Source organism: Lysinibacillus sp. NPDC097868 (assembly GCF_044761135.1).
Lineage (GTDB): Bacteria > Bacillota > Bacilli > Bacillales_A > Planococcaceae > Lysinibacillus.
The window spans coordinates 41,778-61,879 of sequence record NZ_JBIWBS010000005.1 but is presented as its reverse complement, the minus strand read 5'-3'; the positions used below and the strand labels follow the sequence as shown (position 1 = coordinate 61,879).

The following is a 20,102-nucleotide window of genomic DNA, read 5'->3' as shown; positions in this document are numbered from 1 at the left end:
AATTACCAGGAAGATAGATTCAATATTACATTAATAAACTAATACTAATTATCAATATTTTAATATTGAGATATTCGAATTACTCCCCTTGTGATAAATTGGAAATACCACACTAAACTGAAAAGTGTGACAATTAAAGCTGAAGGGGGAAATGTGATTTGAAAAAGTTTAAGTTTACGAAGTTCCTAAGTAGTATTCTTGCTTTCGTTATGGTGCTTTCTCTATTGGTTCCATTATCGATTGCTCGTGCTGAAGAGTCGAAACCATTTAAGCAAGATAGCCAAAGTGAAAGTATTATTCAATTAAAGGCGGCTATCGCTGAACAGCAAAGCTTGTCTAAAGATGGTCCAACTCTTCACGAAAGCTTACAAAATGTAGCAGGCAATCAAGATGTTGCGGTCATCGTTCATTTATCTGAAATGCCTGTAGCACTAGAGCAAGGCATGAGCCAAGTCAAAGGCCAGAAATTCTCTAATGCCCGAGCAAATGAAGTTCGTTCAAATGTAAAAGCACAACAAACAAAAGTTAAAAAAGAGTTAGCTACTAAAAAAGTACAGATGACTCAAGGATTCACTTTTGATACTGTTTTAAACGGTTTTGCGGCAACTGTGAAAGCAAATGATCTTCCGAAACTACTTACAGTAGAAGGAATTACATTAATCGAACCTGATGCGATTGTTTATGCATCAGAAGATAATCCGATGAAATCATCGGAACTTCTGAAGGAAGATCAATTAGAAGCTCAAATGAATACAAGTAATTCTTTCCTTGGCATTGAACAGCTTTGGCAGGAAGGTTTTGAAGGACAAGGAATAAAAGTAGCAGTATTAGATACTGGTATTGATGCAGATCACCCTGAGTTTGCTGGCGTTTACAAAGGCGGAAAAAACTTTATTCCAAATTCAGCAACTTACACGAAACCTCGTGCAGATGACGATGCATCGGAAACATTGCCTTCGGAGCGTCCAGCCGGGACACCTGAATTTAATGAAAAGGGAAGCTCGTTCTATACTTCACACGGTACACATGTTGCAGGAACAATTGCGGCAATCGGCGCTAACGAATTCGGTATTCAAGGAATTGCTCCCAAAGTAGACCTTTATGCTTACCGTGTTCTTGGGGCCTACGGAAGTGGCGCTACATCTGGTATTGTTAAAGCAATTGAAACTGCTGTAATAGAAAAAATGGACATTATTAACCTTTCACTTGGCGGTGGAGCTAACTCTGAGACGGATGCTGGTTCATTTGCTATTAATAATGCAATGATGGCTGGAACAATCGGCGTAATAGCAACAGGAAATTCTGGGCCAAATCGTGGAACAATGGGCACGCCCGCAACCGCTCGTTTAGGAATTGCTGTTGGTAACACATCATATCCTGAAACAATGTATAACGGGAAAGTGAATGTTGCAGTTGGCGACTACAACTTAACTAAACAGCTTCCATTAATGGGCACGACTTTTGGGAAAAATTTATCAACCCAGCTTCAAGGAGAGTTTGACCTAGTCGCTGTTCCTGGAAACGGGGAAGTAAAAGATTTTGAAGGAATTGATGTAGTGGGTAAAGTGGCATTAATTGCTCGTGGCGGTATCGCATTCGTTGATAAAATTGCGAATGCAAAGGCAAATGGAGCAGTCGCAACAATTATTCATAACTTTGCTGGTGGAACGAATGCACCGAATATTTCAGGCACATTCCTTGGTGATTCATTTGAGTTTCTGCCGACATTTGATATGTCTCAAACAGATGGCGATGCAATTCGCGCTGCATTGGCAGGCGGAACTGGAAAAGTAAGCTTTAGTCAATTTGCTTCCACAAAGACACTGGGGGATGATGTAAACACTTCAAGTTCACGTGGACCATCTACACCAAACTTTGATATTAAACCAGATGTAAGTGCACCGGGAACAAACATTATGTCATCGATTCCAATGTATAAAAAAGATTTCCCTGATGCTGATTATTCAGAGGCATATGCTCGTAAAACAGGCACTTCTATGGCAACACCGCATATTGCAGGAATTGTTGCATTAGTTAAACAAGCAAATCCTGATTGGGACGCGTTCGATATAAAAGTGGCAATTTCTAATACAGCAAAGGTTATAGATACAACAAAATACGATGTGTTTTCTCAAGGTGCAGGGCGTGTAAATGCTTATGCAGCAGCTCATCCTGAAATCCTTGCCTATGCACTTGATAGCGCAATTATAGATGGATCTGGTGCAGTTGCAGAAAACTTGAAGGGTACAGTTACTTTCGGTCCACAATCTCTTAAAGATCGGGATATTTCTGTAACGAAACAAGTTTTAGTAAAAGATATTAAAGGCAACGGCGGCAACTACAATGTATCTGTTGATGTAACAAAAACATTTGGTGATGCAACTGTTACAGTAGATCAGCCGACATTTAATCTAGTTGGTGAGCAAGTTTTAAATATTACATTAACTGCTTCACAAGCTACGGCACCAAATGGCTCTGAAATACTAGGGTATATTTATATCAGTGATGGAGAAACAGAAATTTCTTTGCCATTCGCAGCCGACTTTAGCGGAGCAGCAGTAACTGAAATAAAAGATTATAAGATTACAGAATCAGACCTATCCTTTAACGGAGATGGCGTGAAAGACTCAGCTGTACTTTCATTCACATTAACTGGAGATGTAACAACTAACTATATTGAGCTTTGGGACATTATGAATCCTGAGGGTGGAGAATACGGAGACGGCTACATTGGTTATCTACATGCAGGTACTGCACTAGGAAAAGGCTCTTATACGCTGAATGTTGGCGGTCAGTACAAACCATGGGGATCAGCACCTGCCACAACGATTCCTGATGGTCTGTATACAATTGACTTCACTGGTCTCGCAGCATCAGGAGTAGTTTCCGATTATGTTGGACCAATTATCGTAAAAACGACTAAACCCGAAATTACTGGTTCAGTAGCTGACGGTGTCGCTACAGGACAGGTAACAGATAAGTATATCGACTATAATGAAGAGTTATATTTATACGGTTTAAATTACAATTTAAATGATAAATTACAAGCTTCCTATATTTCGACGGTAAATGGCGAAGTACAAGCGCCAGTTGCTTTTGAATTAAATCAAGATGGTAGCTTCACATTCCCAGTAACAGCAGAAACGAATGCTGTAACAGTAATAATTAATGACGCTGCAGGTAATGTTGGTGAAGCAATGATATATGAAAAAGAACTTGTAGAACCAGTAGTAACGCTTTCTGTAAATCCAACTGAGTTAAACCTAACAGCTGGAGAAACTGCACAACTTACGGTAACAGAAACGTCAACACCAGCAGAAGGTGATGCAACAGAGGAAGACGTAACTTCAAAAGCTACTTATGTTGTTGGAGATGAAACTGTTGCAACAATCGGCAATGGATTAGTAACTGCAGTAGGTGTAGGCACGACTACAATTACTATTTCATATGGTGATAATGAAGTTACTATAAATGTTACAGTTAAAGCACCTGTTATAGAAGAACCAATAGTAACACTAGAAATCGACCAAGCTCAGGTTGAAACAAGAATAGGTAAAGAAGTTACAGTTAAGATTACTGAAGTAACTACTTTTGATGGTAAAACAACAGAAAAAGATGTTACAAGGCTTTCAACCTACGAAGTAGCGAATGATAAAATAGCTACTGTAAAAGCAGGGGTTGTAAAAGGAAAAGGTCAAGGTAATACGACGATTACGGTAACGTATGGTGAGCACACACTAACATTTGATGTGTTGGTTGTAAAGCCAGGCAATGGCAACGGCAACGGCAATGGTAATGGTAATGGCAACGGTAATGGCAACGGTAACGGTAATGGCAACGGTAACGGTAATGGCAACGGTAACGGTAATGGCAACGGTAACGGTAATGGCAACGGTAACGGCAACGGTAACGGCAACGGCAACGGCAATGGCAACGGTAACGGCAACGGTAACGGCAACGGCAATAATAATGAAGTTACCGAGGTCCAGTTATAATTAATTGCAATTCAATCAAAAAGAGAAATTGCACAACGCAATTTCTCTTTTTATTATTTATTATAAAATAATGCCTTAGTAAGTTTTTATTATATCGTCAAAATATATAAATAATAGTTACTCTTACCATACATAGAAAAATACATAATTTTATATCTTTTCGGTTATTTTAATATTAAATTTCTTAGAATATAGTCAAGTTTAATATTAGCAATATTATTGCAATATAAATGCCATAGTCGTAAACAAATTAACACCTCCCTGTTCTTTTTCTCAGAAAAAACTATGTTACGATTATTTTAAATTAGCAACCAAGAACATGGAGGATAAATAAATGCTTAAAAAAATTATATCAATTGTACCAGTTGCAATGCTCTCTGCAACTTTAGGTGCTAATGCTCAAGCTGCAACAATTACCGTCCAAAAAGGTGATACCCTTTGGGATTTATCACGTGCAAATAATACATCTGTAGAAAATATCCAAAAGTTCAATCATATTAATACTAACCTTATTCACCCTGGGGATGTTCTAACCATACCACAGCAAAAACAATATAACGTTAAGCAAGGTGATACATTATGGGACATAGCCCTAAATCATCAAGTAACCGTTTCGCAAATTAAAGAATGGAACCAATTACATACTGATCTCATTCAACCAGGTTTAAATCTATCCATCTTTGTTGGTTTAGAAACTACTACGGCTGTAACTGAAACAATGCCTGCAACTCATGAAGCAAAGGAAACGACAACTTCAGCAACCACTCCATCAAGTAATTCAACTTCAACGGAGAATAAACCTGAAGCAACTGTTCCTTCAACAAGTAATTCAGCTTCAGAGGAAAGTATGCCTAAAGCAACAGCTCCATCAACAAGTAATTCTACTTCATTGGAGAGTACGCCTAAAGCAACAGCTCCATCAACAAGTAATTCAGCTTCAACGGAGAGTAAACCTGAAGCAACTGTTCCTTCAACAAGTAATTCAGCTTCAACGGAGAGTAAACCTGAAGCAACTGTTCCTTCAACAAGTAATTCAGCTTCAAAGGAAATTATAGTGGAAGCTTCAGCCTATACAGCATCATGTGAGGGATGTTCCGGCATTACCGCTACTGGAATTAACCTTAAAACAAACCCAAATGCAAAGGTCATCTCAGTTGACCCAACTGTTATTCCGCTTGGCAGTAAAGTTTATGTAGAAGGCTATGGTGAAGCGATTGCAGGAGATACTGGAGGAGCCATTAAAGGAAAACGAATCGATGTCTTCTTTCCTTCTCAACAGGATGCAATCAATTTTGGAGTAAAACAATTAAAGGTAACAATATTAAACTAACATACATCAATCCCCATCCTATACTTAGGATTTAATATATATGAACAATAAGGTGACTTGAATCCTTATTTAAAGCAAAAAAAGAACCAGATTAGGTTCTTTTTTTGCTTATTCTTCAGGGTCTCTATGTTTTATTTAAGCATTGTTGCAGTTAAAAATTCCCGAGTTCTCTCCTCTTTCGGATGGTCGAAAAATTGTTCAGGTGTGCCGCGTTCAATAATTTTCCCATCGTGCATATAAACAATCCAATCAGCTACTTCTCTTGCGAATCCCATTTCATGGGTTACAACAACCATTGTCATTCCTTCTTCAGCTAAGTCTTTCATGGTTGTTAAAACCTCTCCCACAAGCTCGGGATCGAGTGCCGATGTTGGCTCATCAAAAAGCATAATGTCTGGTTCCATCGCAAGTGCTCTCGCAATCGCCACCCGTTGCTTTTGCCCCCCTGATAGTTTACTAGGATAGACATCCGCCTTATCTTCCAAACCTACTTTTTTCAGTAATTCTTCTGCTTTGTTGACGGCCTTCTCTTTGTCTACACCCTTTACCATAATAGGTGCTTCAATAATATTTTCCAAAACCGTTTTGTGGGGGAATAAGTTGAAATTTTGAAACACCATTCCTACCTTTTCTCTAATTTTATTAAGGTCATCTGTCCGTGGATTGACTTCATTTCCCTCAATAATAATATTGCCGTTATCCTTTCTTTCTAAAAAGTTTAAACAACGAAGGAGGGTACTTTTCCCTGACCCACTCGATCCTATTAGACAAACAACATCGCTCTCGTAGACTGTCATGTCAATATTTTTTAATACATGTAAATCTCCAAACGATTTATTCAATTGATTTATTTTAATCATTTCCTTGGTGTCCAATTTTTTCAGCTCCTATCTGTCGCTTATTGCTAATTTCATTTCAGTTCGGTTCACTACAAATGTCATCAACGCTACCAGTAATAAATAGTAGACTGCTACGATGAGTAAATAGGTCATTTCGTCAAAATTATTTGATCCAAGTGTTGTCGCCACATTAAACAGCTCATTCATGGAGATAAATGCAGCCAACGAAGAATCTTTTAAACTGATGATAAATTGATTGCCTAAAGGCGGCAACGCTCGACGGAATGCCTGTGGAAGAATAATTCTTCTTAATGTCAGTATCTTTGTCATTCCCAAAGAGCGGCCTGCCTCAACCTGACCTTTATCGACTGACTGAATTGCTCCCCGAAGGATTTCAGAAATATAAGCTCCATTATGTAACGCTAGAGCAAGTGAAGCAGCCCAAAAATCAGGAATAAGGAAAATCCCGCTTATTCCGAAGTAAAGGATAAATATTTGAACGATCAGCGGTGTTCCGCGAACCAAATAGACATATATATCTGAAATAAGTTTTAAAATTTTGATATTAGAAATTTTTAATAAGGCAAAGACAAGTCCGATGACGATTCCAAGTAAGATAGAAACCACCGTCAGCTCTAATGTTAATAGCATTGCGTTGAAAAATATTCCTTTTGTTTCCATTAGTATGTTAAAAAAATGCGAAAAACTTGGCAAAGTACTACTTCCTTTCTTTCTATAGCATTGATTTATTCTGGTTTTTTGGTAATGTCCTCACCAAAATATTTCATACTGATCTGAGTCAGTGTCCCATTTTCCCGGAGTTGTTCCAAAGATTCATTTACTCGCTTCAATAGCTTTGGATTATCCTGGGGCAGCACAATCGCTTGTTCACTGCGATTAATTAATTGCTGTCCTTTAATCTTAAACCCTTCTTTTTCAGCTGTTTTTCCTGTAACAAAATCTGTAATGACCGCATCATGACGTCCGGTACTCAACGCCTTTAAAGCTGTAATATCGCTGTCATATGTTTTTACATTGTCTGTATACTCGGAAGCTGTATCGGCATATGTCGACCCTTTTGCAACAGCTACTTCTTTTCCCTTTAAATCTTCGACAGTCTTAATTTTACTATCCGGTCTGGTGAAAATTTTCGGTCCCGAATAATAATACGGGGTAGAGAAAGAAACATGTTTACTGCGCTGCGGGTTAATCGTGTGACTCGCAACCGCTGCATCCGCTCGGCCTGTTTTTACCCCTTCTACAATCCCTTTGAACTTGATTCGTTTCTGAACCGGCTCAAGGCCCATTTCCTTTGCAATTGCTTCCCCCACCTCAATATCAAAGCCCGACATTGTGAGATCGTCATTCATATAACTAAATGGCTTAAATTCACCAGAAGTAGCAAAAACAAATTGGTTTTTATTTATCAGTTCAGATCCATCCTCAAGCTTCTTCTTCTCTGTACAACCAGTCAAAAAGCAGACTACGATTATACTAAAGACCAATAGTAACTTTTTATTCAACAACATGTTGGCTATGACTCCTTTTCCCTTTCGATTATTCCTACAATGCTTCTTGCTAAATAACTTGCTTATGATGGTTAATACCCTATCTACTCCTGATAAAACAAAAAAGTGTATGGCACTGTTAATAGTACCCGACACTTTTTAATCATTTTTAATTTATATACATCTCTTTCAAGTCTTCTCTTTCCTCAAATATTGATGCTTTTCAAATGCTTTCGTAATCATTATGGAAGACAATTTCATAAGCAAATGGTGTGGTACAAATATGTCTTTGAATCGTTAAACCCTCTTCTCTACAACTGTCTACTAAAAAAGCAGCACCAATATAAAATTGATGCTGCCTTAATTAACCGCACTTACTTGTGGTATGGTTCACCGTTCCACCTTTAATGGAGGTTATTTTCAACATGTTAATTTTCTAAGTCGCTGCTGAGGAAGCAGCCGCATGGTCAGCCTTCACACAATCAATTGCAACAACGAATGCAATAATGATGGCCTCCATCTCCTCATCCAATATTTGAACCTTATAGCTATCTCCCCAAGTGAACCACTCCTTGTTCACTTTACCGATGACTACACCATGCTGTAAGACCTGAAACTCCATATCCCACCAGTTACCATGTATCTCAATGTCTGCTCCATCAATCGTATAACGTGCTTTAAAGAAAGAAAACTCTTTCTTAATCGTTAACACCTCTCGACCATTTACCTCAACAAAAAACTTCGGTAAAAAGCTGAACACCTTTTTCGTAATAAGGGCTACTTCATCTCTTGTTTTATTCATAATGGAGAAAGTCTTTGGAATTTGCATAAAACTACCTTCTACGTAATAAACATCCTCTTCCTGCTGATCCTTTATTGTGAATTTGCCACTTAGACTGAATACCTTTTGCTTTATATAAAGTTGCTTCATTCTACACCTCCTTCGAAATAGCATATCAATATAGCGCAGATTTCATCATAGCTATTAATAATTATCGAAATAGTTTTTTGAAATTTGGACTTGTAAATTTATTTATTCAGAGCATTATATGTAAATACCTTCTTAACAAAAAAGATATGCAAGTAAAGAGATTTGCATATCTTGCTATTCTATTAAACACTTGGTTCTCGTAACAACACTAAAGAAAAGTTTCACTTTTTCATATATAAGTAAATTTTATAAAAAAGGTAGTTCCTTCAGATCCTGTTTGAAATTCAATTTTTGCGTTATGACGGGCAGCAATTGCATAGCATATGCCTAGTCCTAAGCCAGTGCCATTATCTTTGGTCGTATAAAATGGAGTACCCAATTTCTCAACTATCGCAGGACTGATACCTTCTCCTTGATCCCGTACTGCAAGAATTACACAATTTCCATCCCCTTTGTAGGTACTGATGGATAGAACCTTACCTGTTCTCATTGATTCTAAGCCATTACGGTATAGATTTATTATCAATTGTCGTATTTCGTTACGATTTAAAAGTAAATTCGGAATGTCATTCAGATTAAATTGAATATTTTTATTTTGATTAAATGCATCTATCTTTATTAAAGGCGTAATATCTCGAATAATAGAATTTAAATCTAACATCTGTAAATCGGATGTCTTTGTATTACCTATAGAAAGGAATTCAGTAATAATAGAATTGGCACGGTCAAGCTCTTCAATCATGACATTAAAGTAATCATTATATTTTTCGAATTCGCTCTCTTTTTTTAATAGCTGCAAAAATCCTCGTACTGTTGTCATAGGATTTCTAATCTCATGGCTAATACCCGCTGCCATCTGACCTATTAAGTCTAGGTTTGATAATCTTTTCAATTCCTTCTCATATTTCTTTTTTTCAGTTATGTTTTTTAAAAGGCAACAGATTCCCTCATCATATGGGTAAGCAACTGCTTCATACCAAAAATAACCATATGCTGAGGTCATTTCGAAATGTACTGGTATTCGCTCTGACATCGCACGATGAAATTCCTTATACATAACCGTATCTACACACTTCGGGAAAATTTCCCATATATTTTGTCCTAATACATCCTTTGCCGTTTTCCTTTGCGGCAAATATTGATGTTTATTCATGTAAAGAAATTCCCACTCTTTGTTCAATGCAAAGAATCCATCCGTAATACTTTCAATAACACTTGTAACCTTTTCATTAGCAGCAGCTAGTTCCCTTGTTCGCTCCTCTACCATATTTTCAAGTTGGTCCATATATAACAAGTTTGAAATTGTAGGCGCTGTGGCATCGACTATCGATTTTGCTAATTGAATTTGAGATTCATGGAAATTACATGTTTCCCCTCCTAAATTAACAACTGTTATAACCCCTAATACTTCCCCCATTGAAACTAGTGGCATCATAAAAAGACTCATACTATCTATATTTGGAGTGACAATTATACTTTTTGTTTCAATAATCTGTTGAATCATAGCTTCGTAGCTTTGGTTCATTCCAATGCTTTTAAGATTCTCCATCCAATTGGCTTCTGTCCAATCACAGTCTGTATTAAATTTCATGAATGTGATTGTGTTTTTTCCCAATGGATCCAGGATGTGGGCTGCACTTTTTTTGCTACCTAAAACCTTTCCTAAGTAGTAAAAACATTTATCAAGACTTTTCTGCACGGAGGAACACATCGACAAATCACGTGTAACATTGAGTAACAACTGCTTTTCTGCAATAAGGTTTTCCTTTTGCTTTAAATTATTTGCGTTTTGAATTGCAACTGCAGCCATATTTACATATGCTTCAACACTCTGAATTTCTGATTCTGTTAAATTCATCGGCGTTCCATAATCAAATAAAAAAACTAAACCAAATATCTCTTGCTCATATGAGATAGGCAGTGCTAATAAGGACTTAATTTTGAAGGCTTCTACCGATCTCGGGTCCGGTCGATTATCCTTTGAGGTATCAGAGATATAGATAGTTTTTTTAGTTTCAATAACCTCTTTGGCCAGTAAGTCTGTTTCAACATCAATTACCTGAGTATCGAGCGTTATGCCATTCATATCTTCTGGTTTTCCTACAAATCCTCTAAATGTTCCATTTTTTTCTGGTAAATAAATACCCACCGAGTTACATTGCACGATTTCCTCGGATATTGCCTGCGTTACACGCTGTAAAACTTCACGTAGTTCTAACTTTGTATTAATTACTTTAGTTATACTCGCGAGCCTAGAATATCTCGTCTGTTCACTTAACATTCACAATGTCTCCAATCAAAACCTACTAAAATTATAAGTAAAAGTATAATTTCTAGCTAACAGTCTAGTTCTAGATTAGTTTATATTATATATGTATCCTATTATACATGGAAAACCTCTATTACTTATGATACGGTTTACCGTGATAGCGCTAGCCTGTTTCGACCCGATGATAGGAACGACCATAAGGACTTCTAATAACTTCAATTCGCTTTTGTTAGTTCTTAATATCCTTCCATTACCAATCACCTTCAATGGCTCTATCCACTTAATAGACCCTACATATGATACCAATGAATAAGAACTGATTATTGATTCTGTTTGCATGAGCTACATTCTCAGAATGCTTTTTATTGTCATTTGTTCCCTTTTAGCAGTAATATTTAACGCTCGCAAATTTAAAAATAAAAAATATTTGATTCATAAATCTACTATATTCCCATTTTATTCTTATACTCAGTTTGGAGAAAAAGGATTATCCAACAAATTCTTATATGGAAACAGGTATAGAAAAAGAGATCTTTTTCTATACCTGTTTTTTTGTATACTTTTTTAGTAAACACTATTTTAGTTGGTAATTGATTGTAACGGAAGGCGGCGACTCCAGCTGGAATAGTGATATGAACCCGTAAAGTTGTACTTCATTTATGCTGTTTTTTCAAAGTTTTTTCTATACTCAACTGGACTTAAACCAAACCATCCAGTTTTTCTTTTATACGTTTTTTATTATAGAGGAAACCCTGTGTATTCATTTTAACAAACAACAACTGCATTTTTATTTAGTCATGACTTCCAAGGTACTGATATTTTTTCAAACGAAAATCACTTTTCAACATTAGAAGGTGTACAAAAGTGACTACCCTCATTTATTAAAACTAACATTATTGAATATGGATAAATGAAAACCATCTAGAACGCTGACACTACAATATTCTAGGTGGTTCTTTTTATAAGCCACATTTACATATTTCCAAACTTCCTGCAATGTATTTCTAAACAATTCATTTAATATTTTAGTAGGATCCTTCGCTTCAACTTTGAGTGATTTAACATATTCTTCGAGTCGTTCCATTTCACTTTCTACAAAGTCGTTAATCACATGAATACGGGGTTCAATATCTAACTCATCACCTATTAGCTTTCGTTTTAAAAGATGCTCAATTGCATTTTTTAATTCGCCCTCCTGAAGGCTATCTTCCAATAGTTCATGGAAGCTAATTGGAGGTGTCGTATTATATTTCTCTATCCACTTACAAGCCAATATCGGCCGAAGTACATAAAAATATTTTTTTATTCTTACTTCTGGTCCCTGCAGGTACTCACGATAATTGTTTTTTGCCATGTTTAAATAATGGTGAAGCATCGAATTTGGATAAAATACACTCGATTCCAAAGACCGTATGTTATCAACAAATGAGTATTTTTGATAATAGATAATATTGCTTCTTAACCATTCTAAAAGTGGCGGATTATTTTTTCTAAATAGGCGTAGCGCTTTTGTGATTTCCCAACCGCTTATATCTAATAAATCATTAATTGGTTCTTCAATTACATCTCTCTTTACTCCAATTCCTTGTGGATCAATCGAGAGATACCATTCTGAAGGATGAATATAAATAAATCGAACATCATAATCGCTGTCTTTTGAAGGAAAGCCCCATGCTCTACTTCCTGATTCGACAGCATATAAAATCTTTACCTTATATTTCTCTTCTATTTCTAACAATTTCTTTTGAATGATTTCGTTCATTTACATTTCTCCTTTCATTTATTAGCTTAGAAAAACTAGCTTCATTGTTTCTTAATTTCAACTTAACGCTTTAGTAAGAGGATTATCCATTAAATTAAAGAACCCCACATTAACCGCACTTACTTATGATACGGTTCACCCTTCATAATCCTAAAGCTTCGGTAAATTTGTTCAATCAATACAAGCTTCATTAACTGGTGGGGTAATGTCATCTTGCCAAATGATTGTTTTTCGTCAGCACGTTTGAGGACATCTTCGTGCAGGCCGAGGGAACCGCCTATAACAAAGGCAATTTTACTTTTTCCATAGGTCATTAGTGACTCGATATCGGCTGCCATTTCTTCAGAAGATTTCATTTTGCCGTTTATGGCAAGGGCGATAACGTATGTGTCTGGGCTAAGTTTGGAAAGGATGCGTTCGCCTTCTTTTTTCTTCACGATTTCCATTTCTGCATCACTTAGCTGCTCAGGTGCTTTTTCATCAGGTACTTCAATTACGTCCATTTTTGCGTAACCACCTAGGCGTTTTACGTATTCGTCGATCCCCATTTTTAAGTACTTTTCTTTTAGTTTTCCGACTGATACAATTGTTATATTCACACGTTATCCACCTTTACATTTCATTTACAAACAAATTATCCACAAAAGTTATCAACATATCCACAGGCACTTTCTATATATTGTGTAAAGTTATTTACTTGATACAATATATTCTGCTGGCTGTTCACAGTAACTACATTTTGTGGATAACTTTTTTTCCTCTTCTACTTTATCCATAATTGGGAATACTTTTTGCTCCGCGACAAACATGTCTAAAGCGTGATCTATATGCTTTTCACAACTGTATTTTTCCATTTAATAGTCTCTCCTTATTTTCCGAAATTTCCACAAACTTATTCACAATTCGGTCTATGTTATCCACAATCTATTGTAACAAAGGAATAGCGAGTAGGGAAGGAAGGCTTTGCTCCGCTACTCGCTGTGTAAAGTTGTTATTCACAAATATCTACTTATCCACACCTCTATTGAGTCTATTCCCTAAACAAAACTTATCATTAGAAGCATTTCTTACTTTTTTAATTTAAAAAAATCGGTGGTAGATTATACATCTACCACCGATACTGTCCTTACAATGAATCGCTATTTGTTAATGTTAATGTTACTTCAACTAATTTACCTTGACGATAAACTTTCATTGTTAAATTATCACCAATTTTTTTGTCGTTATACAAGTGTTTACGTAAATCAATTGATGTTTCGATTTTTTCTCCATCCATTTCAACAATAACATCATATTGCTGCACGCCTGCTTTTGAAGCTGGTGAGTTGCCAATAACATCTGTAATGACTACGCCTGTTGTAATGTCTTTAGGCAGTTTTAATGTTTGTTGTTGATAGAATGCTGGTACGTCTGTTAAATCAACTAGTGAAATACCCATTGTTGGACGTTTCATTTCTCCGTTGCGTTCTAGTTCCTCAATAATTGGAATTGCTGAGTTAATTGGAATTGAGAAGCCTAAACCTTCAACAGATGATTCAGCAATTTTCATGGAGTTAATGCCTACTAATTCACCAGCTAGGTTAACTAGTGCACCACCACTATTACCAGGGTTAATAGCTGCATCTGTTTGTAAAACTTCTTGTTGCCAATCTGCTACCTTGTCGCCATTTAAATCAACTGGGACAGAACGATCTTTACCTGACACAACACCTGTTGTAACAGAGCCATAAAATTCTAATCCTAGTGGATTCCCGATAGCAATAACTGTTTCACCTTGTTTTAGTACATCAGAGTTACCAAATGTCGCAACTGTTTTAACATTTTTCGAACTGATTGAAATGACTGCTAAGTCTGTCCAAACATCGCTACCGACTAACTGAGCCTCTTCTTTTGAACCATCTTGCATTGTTACTTCTAATTGTTTTGCTCCTTCAATTACGTGGTTATTTGTTACGATAAAGGCTTTATCGCCCTCTACCTTATAAATAACACCTGAGCCGCTTCCTGTTTCTGTATCTTGTGTCGTTTGCTGATCCCAAAAACCGCCGCTTGCCACTTCTTGAATATTGGTAATCCCTACAACAGCACCTGATGCTTTATCAACTGCACTTGTGACATCGGTCGTTACTTCTGTAGCTACTTGATTGATGGTTGTATCATTTTTACCAGTACTACTTGCAGTTGTCCCCGGCATTTGATCGACAAGTCCAGGAAGCATTAGCCAAACGAGTAAAGCACCGATGATTACACCAACTAGACCACTAAAGAAATAGCCACCTTTACCACCGCCACTTCCGTTGCCTCCACCATTCCTTTTCGAACGCTTCTCTTGCATTTCTTTTTCCTCACGTTCAAGTCTCTCTTGTAGAGGTGATTTCTGGATTTCATCATTATTTAGAAAATCACTGTTTTTATCATCTTCATTAAAATAACTCATGTTCCTCATCCTTTCGTGCGACTGCTCTATCTATTAATTCTTGCCTTTATCATACGATTCAAACATTAAAATTACATGAAAAATAAATAAAATGGGTATAAAAAATAGCTGTTCAATGCATTAATAATAAAATGCAATTGAACAGCTTATCTTTTTAACTATATTTACTCTAGTAATTATTCTGCAAAACAAGCAAGAAAACCTTTTATAGCCTTTATGCCAATTCGATGATCATTCTTGTCCCATTTTTAAACCGTTACTAGCTTTGTCGGCTCCTCAGCATCAGTATCTAGTAAATGGACATACTCACCTACAATAATCCCACAAGATTGCAACGTTTGTGAAACGCTCATGCGCGCAAGCTCTTTCATATTATTATCTTTACTTAAATGCGATAAGTAAATATTCGTTGGCTTTTCAAACACAACCTCGCTCATCGCAATAGCTGCATCTTCATTTGATACATGTCCTACATCACTCAAAATACGGCGCTTTATGGACCAAGGATAACGTCCCATTTGTAGCATATTGACATCATGATTACTTTCGAACACAAAGGAATCTGCGCCGCGAATAATACCCTTCATACGGTCGCTAACATAGCCTGTATCGGTAATAATCACAAGTTTACGATCATTTTCATGAAATGTATAAAACATCGGATCTGCTGCATCGTGGGAAACGGCAAAGGATTCAATTGATAGTGTGCCAAAATGCTTCACCGTCTCCATTTCAAACTCAAAACGTTGCTCTACAGGAATATCTCCTACGAGTCCGTCCATTGCCTGCCACGTTTTTGCATTCGCATATATCGGTACATTATATTTACGCGCCAATACGCCTATTCCTTTAATATGATCACTATGTTCGTGAGTAACTAAAATGCCACTGAGCTGTTTCATATTGCGGTCGATTTTTGCAAAGAGCTGCTCCATCTTTTTTCCACTAAAGCCAGCATCGACAATAAATGCATGATTATCGTTCTCTACATAAATTGAATTGCCTGTACTGCCACTTGCTAAAACACTAAATCGCATCATTAAACTCCCCAGTCTTCTTCTTCAACCTCTTGCTTTTCCTCTTTTATTTCAATAATCTTACCTTCCACAGCATCGACAAAATACTCTTCAATTTCACCGTCAGATAATTTTACTCGCACTTCCCATGTTGGCAATAATACTTGTGTTTGCGTTAAATAGACAAGTGTTGAATAGCCCAGCTGCATATGCTCAATACGTGAATCTGGCTTTAAAAGCCCTTTTGCATATAATGCCTGAATAACCTGAATCGGCGGAAGCACACTTTCTTGTTGCTCCACTTCCTCAATATTATCAAGCATCGTTTGCTCATACATGGTTACTTCATTTTCCGCATTCCACTGTATTTTTAACAGACCACTCTTATTGTAATAGAGCATTCGATTATTTGTTTTTTGAAAGAAGATGGCTACACGTTCATCACGGTTGACCTTCCATAATCCGTAGGAACCACCTTCTTTAATATTTGCCTGCACAAACTCTGTGAAGCTTGCATCATCATTCACATTTCTCAATTTTACAGGACTTACTAAAATTACCCGAGCCTCTTTTGGATCGGTAATATTTGCTTGATGATTTGGATCGGTAAAATCAGCAGCCGTAAAAGTGTGGACTTTACCTGAAATATACGTAGCTGATTCGACGCCACTCGGCAGAACACCATACGTAATATTGTCCTCTTTCAAACGAGCATCTGTCGTTTTCTCCCCTGGAACCTCAACACTTTGTGCCTCATTGTAACGATTCACATACAATGAGTATAAGAAAATATTTAAAATTAAAAAGACGACGATAAAAATGGATTTTGTTCTATTCCAATCCATTTTTTACACCCCCAAGCATTTCAGGTGTCAGTAAAACCCATGAACCATTACGAATGATAAACCAGCTCGGCTCTAACGTAAATAATTTTAGATTTTCATCTTGCGTTAAATAATATCCAACGGCAATTTCATCGACGTCTGATAATACAATATTATTAAGCTTATGAATTTTTTCAACTATTTCGGCTCCAGATGGCAGTTCTTTAATCTCTTTTTCCGATATGTCTAAAGAAAAGTAAGGCCGTTTATAACGGAAAATGCGGTTATCTCCCCATACCGTTGAAATACGAGTTGTTGCTTGATCACTATAAACAGGGAACCCTTGTAAATAAAGCTGATAATCTATTTGATTTTTACTCGGGTTGCTTGATACAAATCGGTAATCCGCTGTGAAGCCCCCATGTTCATTAATAAATTCAAAGCTATCCTTAAAGAGCTTCGATGGCTCTACTCGAACATTGCTTTCTGCAGCTGGATATACATATGTTAATGATTTAAACCTTGTATCGACAGTCATAAGGGATAATCCATCTGTATATTTTTCAAATGTCGCACTTTCAACATTGCGTTGTACCACATTTGGCTCTGAGAATAATACATTTTTAAATAGTGCTGGTGATAGTTCATTCATATAATACGTATATTTTACAGACTCTATTTTATCGCTAGGAACGTAAAGGGAAGTATAGCCATCACGCTCTACCTCTTTATACGCACTTTGCAGTTTTGCCGGTTCAATAATATCTTTAGCAAATTCATTGGCATTTGTAATACTTACATGTGAGCGTAACAGTGATTTATTAGAGCTACTAACAAAATACATCTGTACTTCTTTATTTGAGTAATTGGTCCAATCTATAATAATACGATTAAAAGTTGTCTCTGGTAACTCTTTTTCGTCAAAGTTGAAAATCGTACTTAGCTCTGAAAAAGGTATTTCTCCAGCGAAAAATACAGTCATACGATTATTAGCACTTATCATCTCATTGATGTATGTTGGTGAAATATTATTATTCACTCGAACTAGGTCAAGAATGTTCCAGCCATCAAAGATATTCATAATATCTTTCATTGTGCCATTCGATACTGTACCTGTTAATTCATCGTCACTGCTATAAATTGCTTTATATGGCTTTATGACGTCTTCCACTTTCTTTTGTGTGCCAATTAAAATTTCCTTGCCCTCTGTTTGCTCAATTACTTTGTAATCAGGGGTATAGGTCCAAATAATGAAGGTTAGCACAACACTTAGCATGACGAGTAGAAATAAAACAATGGATTTTACCGGTTCTATATATTTCATCCCCACTCACCTGCCTCGTCAAAATCATCTAATTCAAATGGTAGTGTAAAGAAGACTGTTGTACCATATCCCTCTTCACTCTCAGCCCAAATCTTCCCACCATGCGCTTCAATCATTTCCCGTGCAATGGCTAATCCAAGGCCTGTACCCCCCATAGAGCGTGCTCGCGCGCGATCGACTCTATAAAAACGATCAAAAATACGACCTACATTTTCTTTTGGAATACCCATGCCATCATCTGAAATCATTACCTTGAGCATATTTCCTTGTACAGTAAAACCAAAGCGGACATAACCGCCATCAGGAGAATATTTAATGGCATTCGAAATAACATTATCAATGACTTGCGTCACCTTATCCGTATCAATTTCAACGTAATACGATGTCTCCGGAAGTAATCGTTCAAATGTTACATTTTCTGATTTAGACATTTCAAAGCGATCGATAATTCGATTAAAGAATGAATTAAATAATACAATATCCTTATTCAATTTATAATTACTACTATCCATTCGTGATAATTGAAGTAGGTCATTCACTAAACGAATCATACGCTCCGTCTCCGTTTGAGTCACGTTTAAAAATGTTGGTGCAATATTGTCATCCTTCCATGCACCATCCATTAATGCCTCCAAATAACTACGCATCGTTGTTAATGGTGTTCGAAGCTCATGTGATACATTCGATACAAATTCTCTACGCTCCATTTCAATCTTTTCCTGCTCTGTAATATCATGAAGGACCGTAATTAAACCATTAATAAAACCTGTTTCTTTTTGAATAACCGAAAAATTGGCACGTAAAATATAGGGAGCCTCTGACGTACTAAAATCCAAGTTGATTGCATCATTCATATGGATTAAATCCTCAAAGCTATATTCCTGATCAATTCCTAAAACGGATGCGATTGGACGTCCTAACGTAATATCTCTTGAAATATGCAATAACTCTAATGCTGGATCATTAATAAGGATAATACGTCCTTTGCGATCTGTTGCAATAACGCCATCGGTCATATTACTAAGAACAGAATCGAGTTTTCGCCGTTCCGCCTCTGTCGTTGATTGAGACTCTTGCAAACGATTGGTCAGATGGTTAAAGGTAGTGGCAAGCTGCCCAATCTCATCTGTTCCATAAACCCGTACTTTGCGAGAAAAGTTGCCTTTCGCCATTGCTTGCGCTTGTTTACGCATATCAGCAATAGGTTGCGTAATTGTACGTGCCACTAATATTCCTAAGAAAATAGTAACTACTAACGATACGGCTGTACCACCTAGGAAAATACGGTTAATATCACTCATCTGTTCAAAAACAGACTCGATATTTGCTTCAATATAAAGCACCCCAATAATTTCATCATCAGGGCCTGCTCCATCACGGATTGGTGTTGCTAACACCCATACTCGGTTTCTTGTTTTATTATCAAGTTTTATAATATCAAATAATGTTTCTGCCGATATTGCTCGCCGGACAAGGTCTGTATTCGAACGCTGTCCGATTAAACTTTGATTATCTACTTCTGAAGTTGCAAGTATACGCTGTCTACTATCAATTACGCGAATTTCTAAAATATCACCTGTCGATACATCCTTCAATCCTGTTGAAAATTCCTTTACGATGGATTTTAGACTTTCCTCAATTGAAGGCATACTTTCATCGCGTTCTTTCAAAATTTCTTCACGAATGCTATATTGCATCAAATCTACACGCTGAAAAATAGATTCTTGAAAATTACTTTTCAAATTCCGCTCTAATTCCTTTGCGAAATAGATACCTATAATTTGTAATGCTAACATGATCAACAAAATATAAATTAATACAAGCTTGACATGAATTGATTTAAAGAAGCTTACTTTTTGCATTTCCT

15 protein-coding genes are annotated in these 20,102 nt (G+C 36.7%); 2 read left to right on the top strand and 13 right to left on the bottom strand.

The window, feature by feature from the left end; genetic code table 11:
* Positions 1 to 158 precede the first annotated feature (158 nt).
* Both ACIQXJ_RS20705 and ACIQXJ_RS20700 read left to right on the top strand, forming a co-directional pair.
* Positions 159 to 3,995, top strand: a complete 3,837-nt coding sequence (locus tag ACIQXJ_RS20705; protein WP_403057169.1) for a S8 family serine peptidase — start codon at positions 159 to 161, stop codon at positions 3,993 to 3,995.
* Between the two features lie 334 nt (positions 3,996 to 4,329).
* Entirely contained in the window at positions 4,330 to 5,325 is a 996-nt protein-coding gene (locus tag ACIQXJ_RS20700; protein WP_403057166.1) for a LysM peptidoglycan-binding and 3D domain-containing protein, read from the top strand.
* A gap of 131 nt (positions 5,326 to 5,456) precedes the next feature.
* On the opposite strand, the gene ACIQXJ_RS20695 is transcribed toward ACIQXJ_RS20700, so the two are convergent.
* From ACIQXJ_RS20695 to walK, 13 genes are all read right to left on the bottom strand, one after another.
* Positions 5,457 to 6,185, bottom strand: a complete 729-nt coding sequence (locus ACIQXJ_RS20695) for an amino acid ABC transporter ATP-binding protein (RefSeq protein ID WP_403057483.1) — start codon at positions 6,183 to 6,185, stop codon at positions 5,457 to 5,459.
* Between the two features lie 27 nt (positions 6,186 to 6,212).
* Positions 6,213 to 6,878, bottom strand: coding sequence for an amino acid ABC transporter permease (locus ACIQXJ_RS20690; RefSeq protein ID WP_403057163.1), 666 nt, complete (start codon positions 6,876 to 6,878; stop codon positions 6,213 to 6,215).
* A 32-nt stretch (positions 6,879 to 6,910) separates the two neighbouring features.
* Positions 6,911 to 7,693: a transporter substrate-binding domain-containing protein gene (locus ACIQXJ_RS20685; protein WP_403057160.1), complete on the bottom strand. Its 783-nt coding sequence runs from the start codon at positions 7,691 to 7,693 to the stop codon at positions 6,911 to 6,913.
* Between the two features lie 415 nt (positions 7,694 to 8,108).
* The gene (locus ACIQXJ_RS20680; RefSeq protein WP_401012319.1) at positions 8,109 to 8,603 is read right to left on the bottom strand and encodes an LURP-one-related/scramblase family protein; all 495 of its coding nucleotides are present in this window, start codon (positions 8,601 to 8,603) and stop codon (positions 8,109 to 8,111) included.
* 229 nt (positions 8,604 to 8,832) lie between these two features.
* Positions 8,833 to 10,884: a GAF domain-containing sensor histidine kinase gene (locus ACIQXJ_RS20675; RefSeq protein WP_403057157.1), complete on the bottom strand. Its 2,052-nt coding sequence runs from the start codon at positions 10,882 to 10,884 to the stop codon at positions 8,833 to 8,835.
* Positions 10,885 to 11,746: 862 nt separating this feature from the next.
* A complete protein-coding gene (locus tag ACIQXJ_RS20670) occupies positions 11,747 to 12,634 on the bottom strand; it encodes a nucleotidyltransferase domain-containing protein (RefSeq protein WP_403057154.1) in 888 nt (295 codons plus the stop codon).
* A 119-nt stretch (positions 12,635 to 12,753) separates the two neighbouring features.
* Entirely contained in the window at positions 12,754 to 13,233 is a 480-nt protein-coding gene (gene rlmH, locus ACIQXJ_RS20665) for a 23S rRNA (pseudouridine(1915)-N(3))-methyltransferase RlmH (RefSeq protein ID WP_340821557.1), read from the bottom strand.
* Between the two features lie 90 nt (positions 13,234 to 13,323).
* Positions 13,324 to 13,488 (bottom strand): CxxH/CxxC protein, encoded by a 165-nt coding sequence (locus tag ACIQXJ_RS20660; protein ID WP_401012289.1) that lies wholly within the window; start codon positions 13,486 to 13,488, stop codon positions 13,324 to 13,326.
* A 272-nt stretch (positions 13,489 to 13,760) separates the two neighbouring features.
* Complete coding sequence (locus ACIQXJ_RS20655; RefSeq protein ID WP_403057150.1) at positions 13,761 to 15,071, bottom strand: S1C family serine protease; 1,311 nt, start codon at positions 15,069 to 15,071, stop codon at positions 13,761 to 13,763.
* 248 nt (positions 15,072 to 15,319) lie between these two features.
* On the bottom strand, positions 15,320 to 16,108 hold the full coding sequence (locus tag ACIQXJ_RS20650; protein ID WP_403057480.1) for an MBL fold metallo-hydrolase: 789 nt from the start codon (positions 16,106 to 16,108) through the stop codon (positions 15,320 to 15,322).
* 2 nt (positions 16,109 to 16,110) lie between these two features.
* On the bottom strand, positions 16,111 to 16,932 hold the full coding sequence (locus ACIQXJ_RS20645) for a two-component system regulatory protein YycI (RefSeq protein ID WP_403057147.1): 822 nt from the start codon (positions 16,930 to 16,932) through the stop codon (positions 16,111 to 16,113).
* Complete coding sequence (locus ACIQXJ_RS20640) at positions 16,919 to 18,235, bottom strand: YycH family regulatory protein (RefSeq protein ID WP_403057145.1); 1,317 nt, start codon at positions 18,233 to 18,235, stop codon at positions 16,919 to 16,921. The genes ACIQXJ_RS20645 and ACIQXJ_RS20640 overlap by 14 nt, the downstream gene beginning before the upstream one ends.
* Positions 18,232 to 20,097, bottom strand: a complete 1,866-nt coding sequence (gene walK, locus ACIQXJ_RS20635; RefSeq protein WP_403057143.1) for a cell wall metabolism sensor histidine kinase WalK — start codon at positions 20,095 to 20,097, stop codon at positions 18,232 to 18,234. The genes ACIQXJ_RS20640 and walK overlap by 4 nt, the downstream gene beginning before the upstream one ends.
* Positions 20,098 to 20,102: the final 5 nt, after the last annotated feature.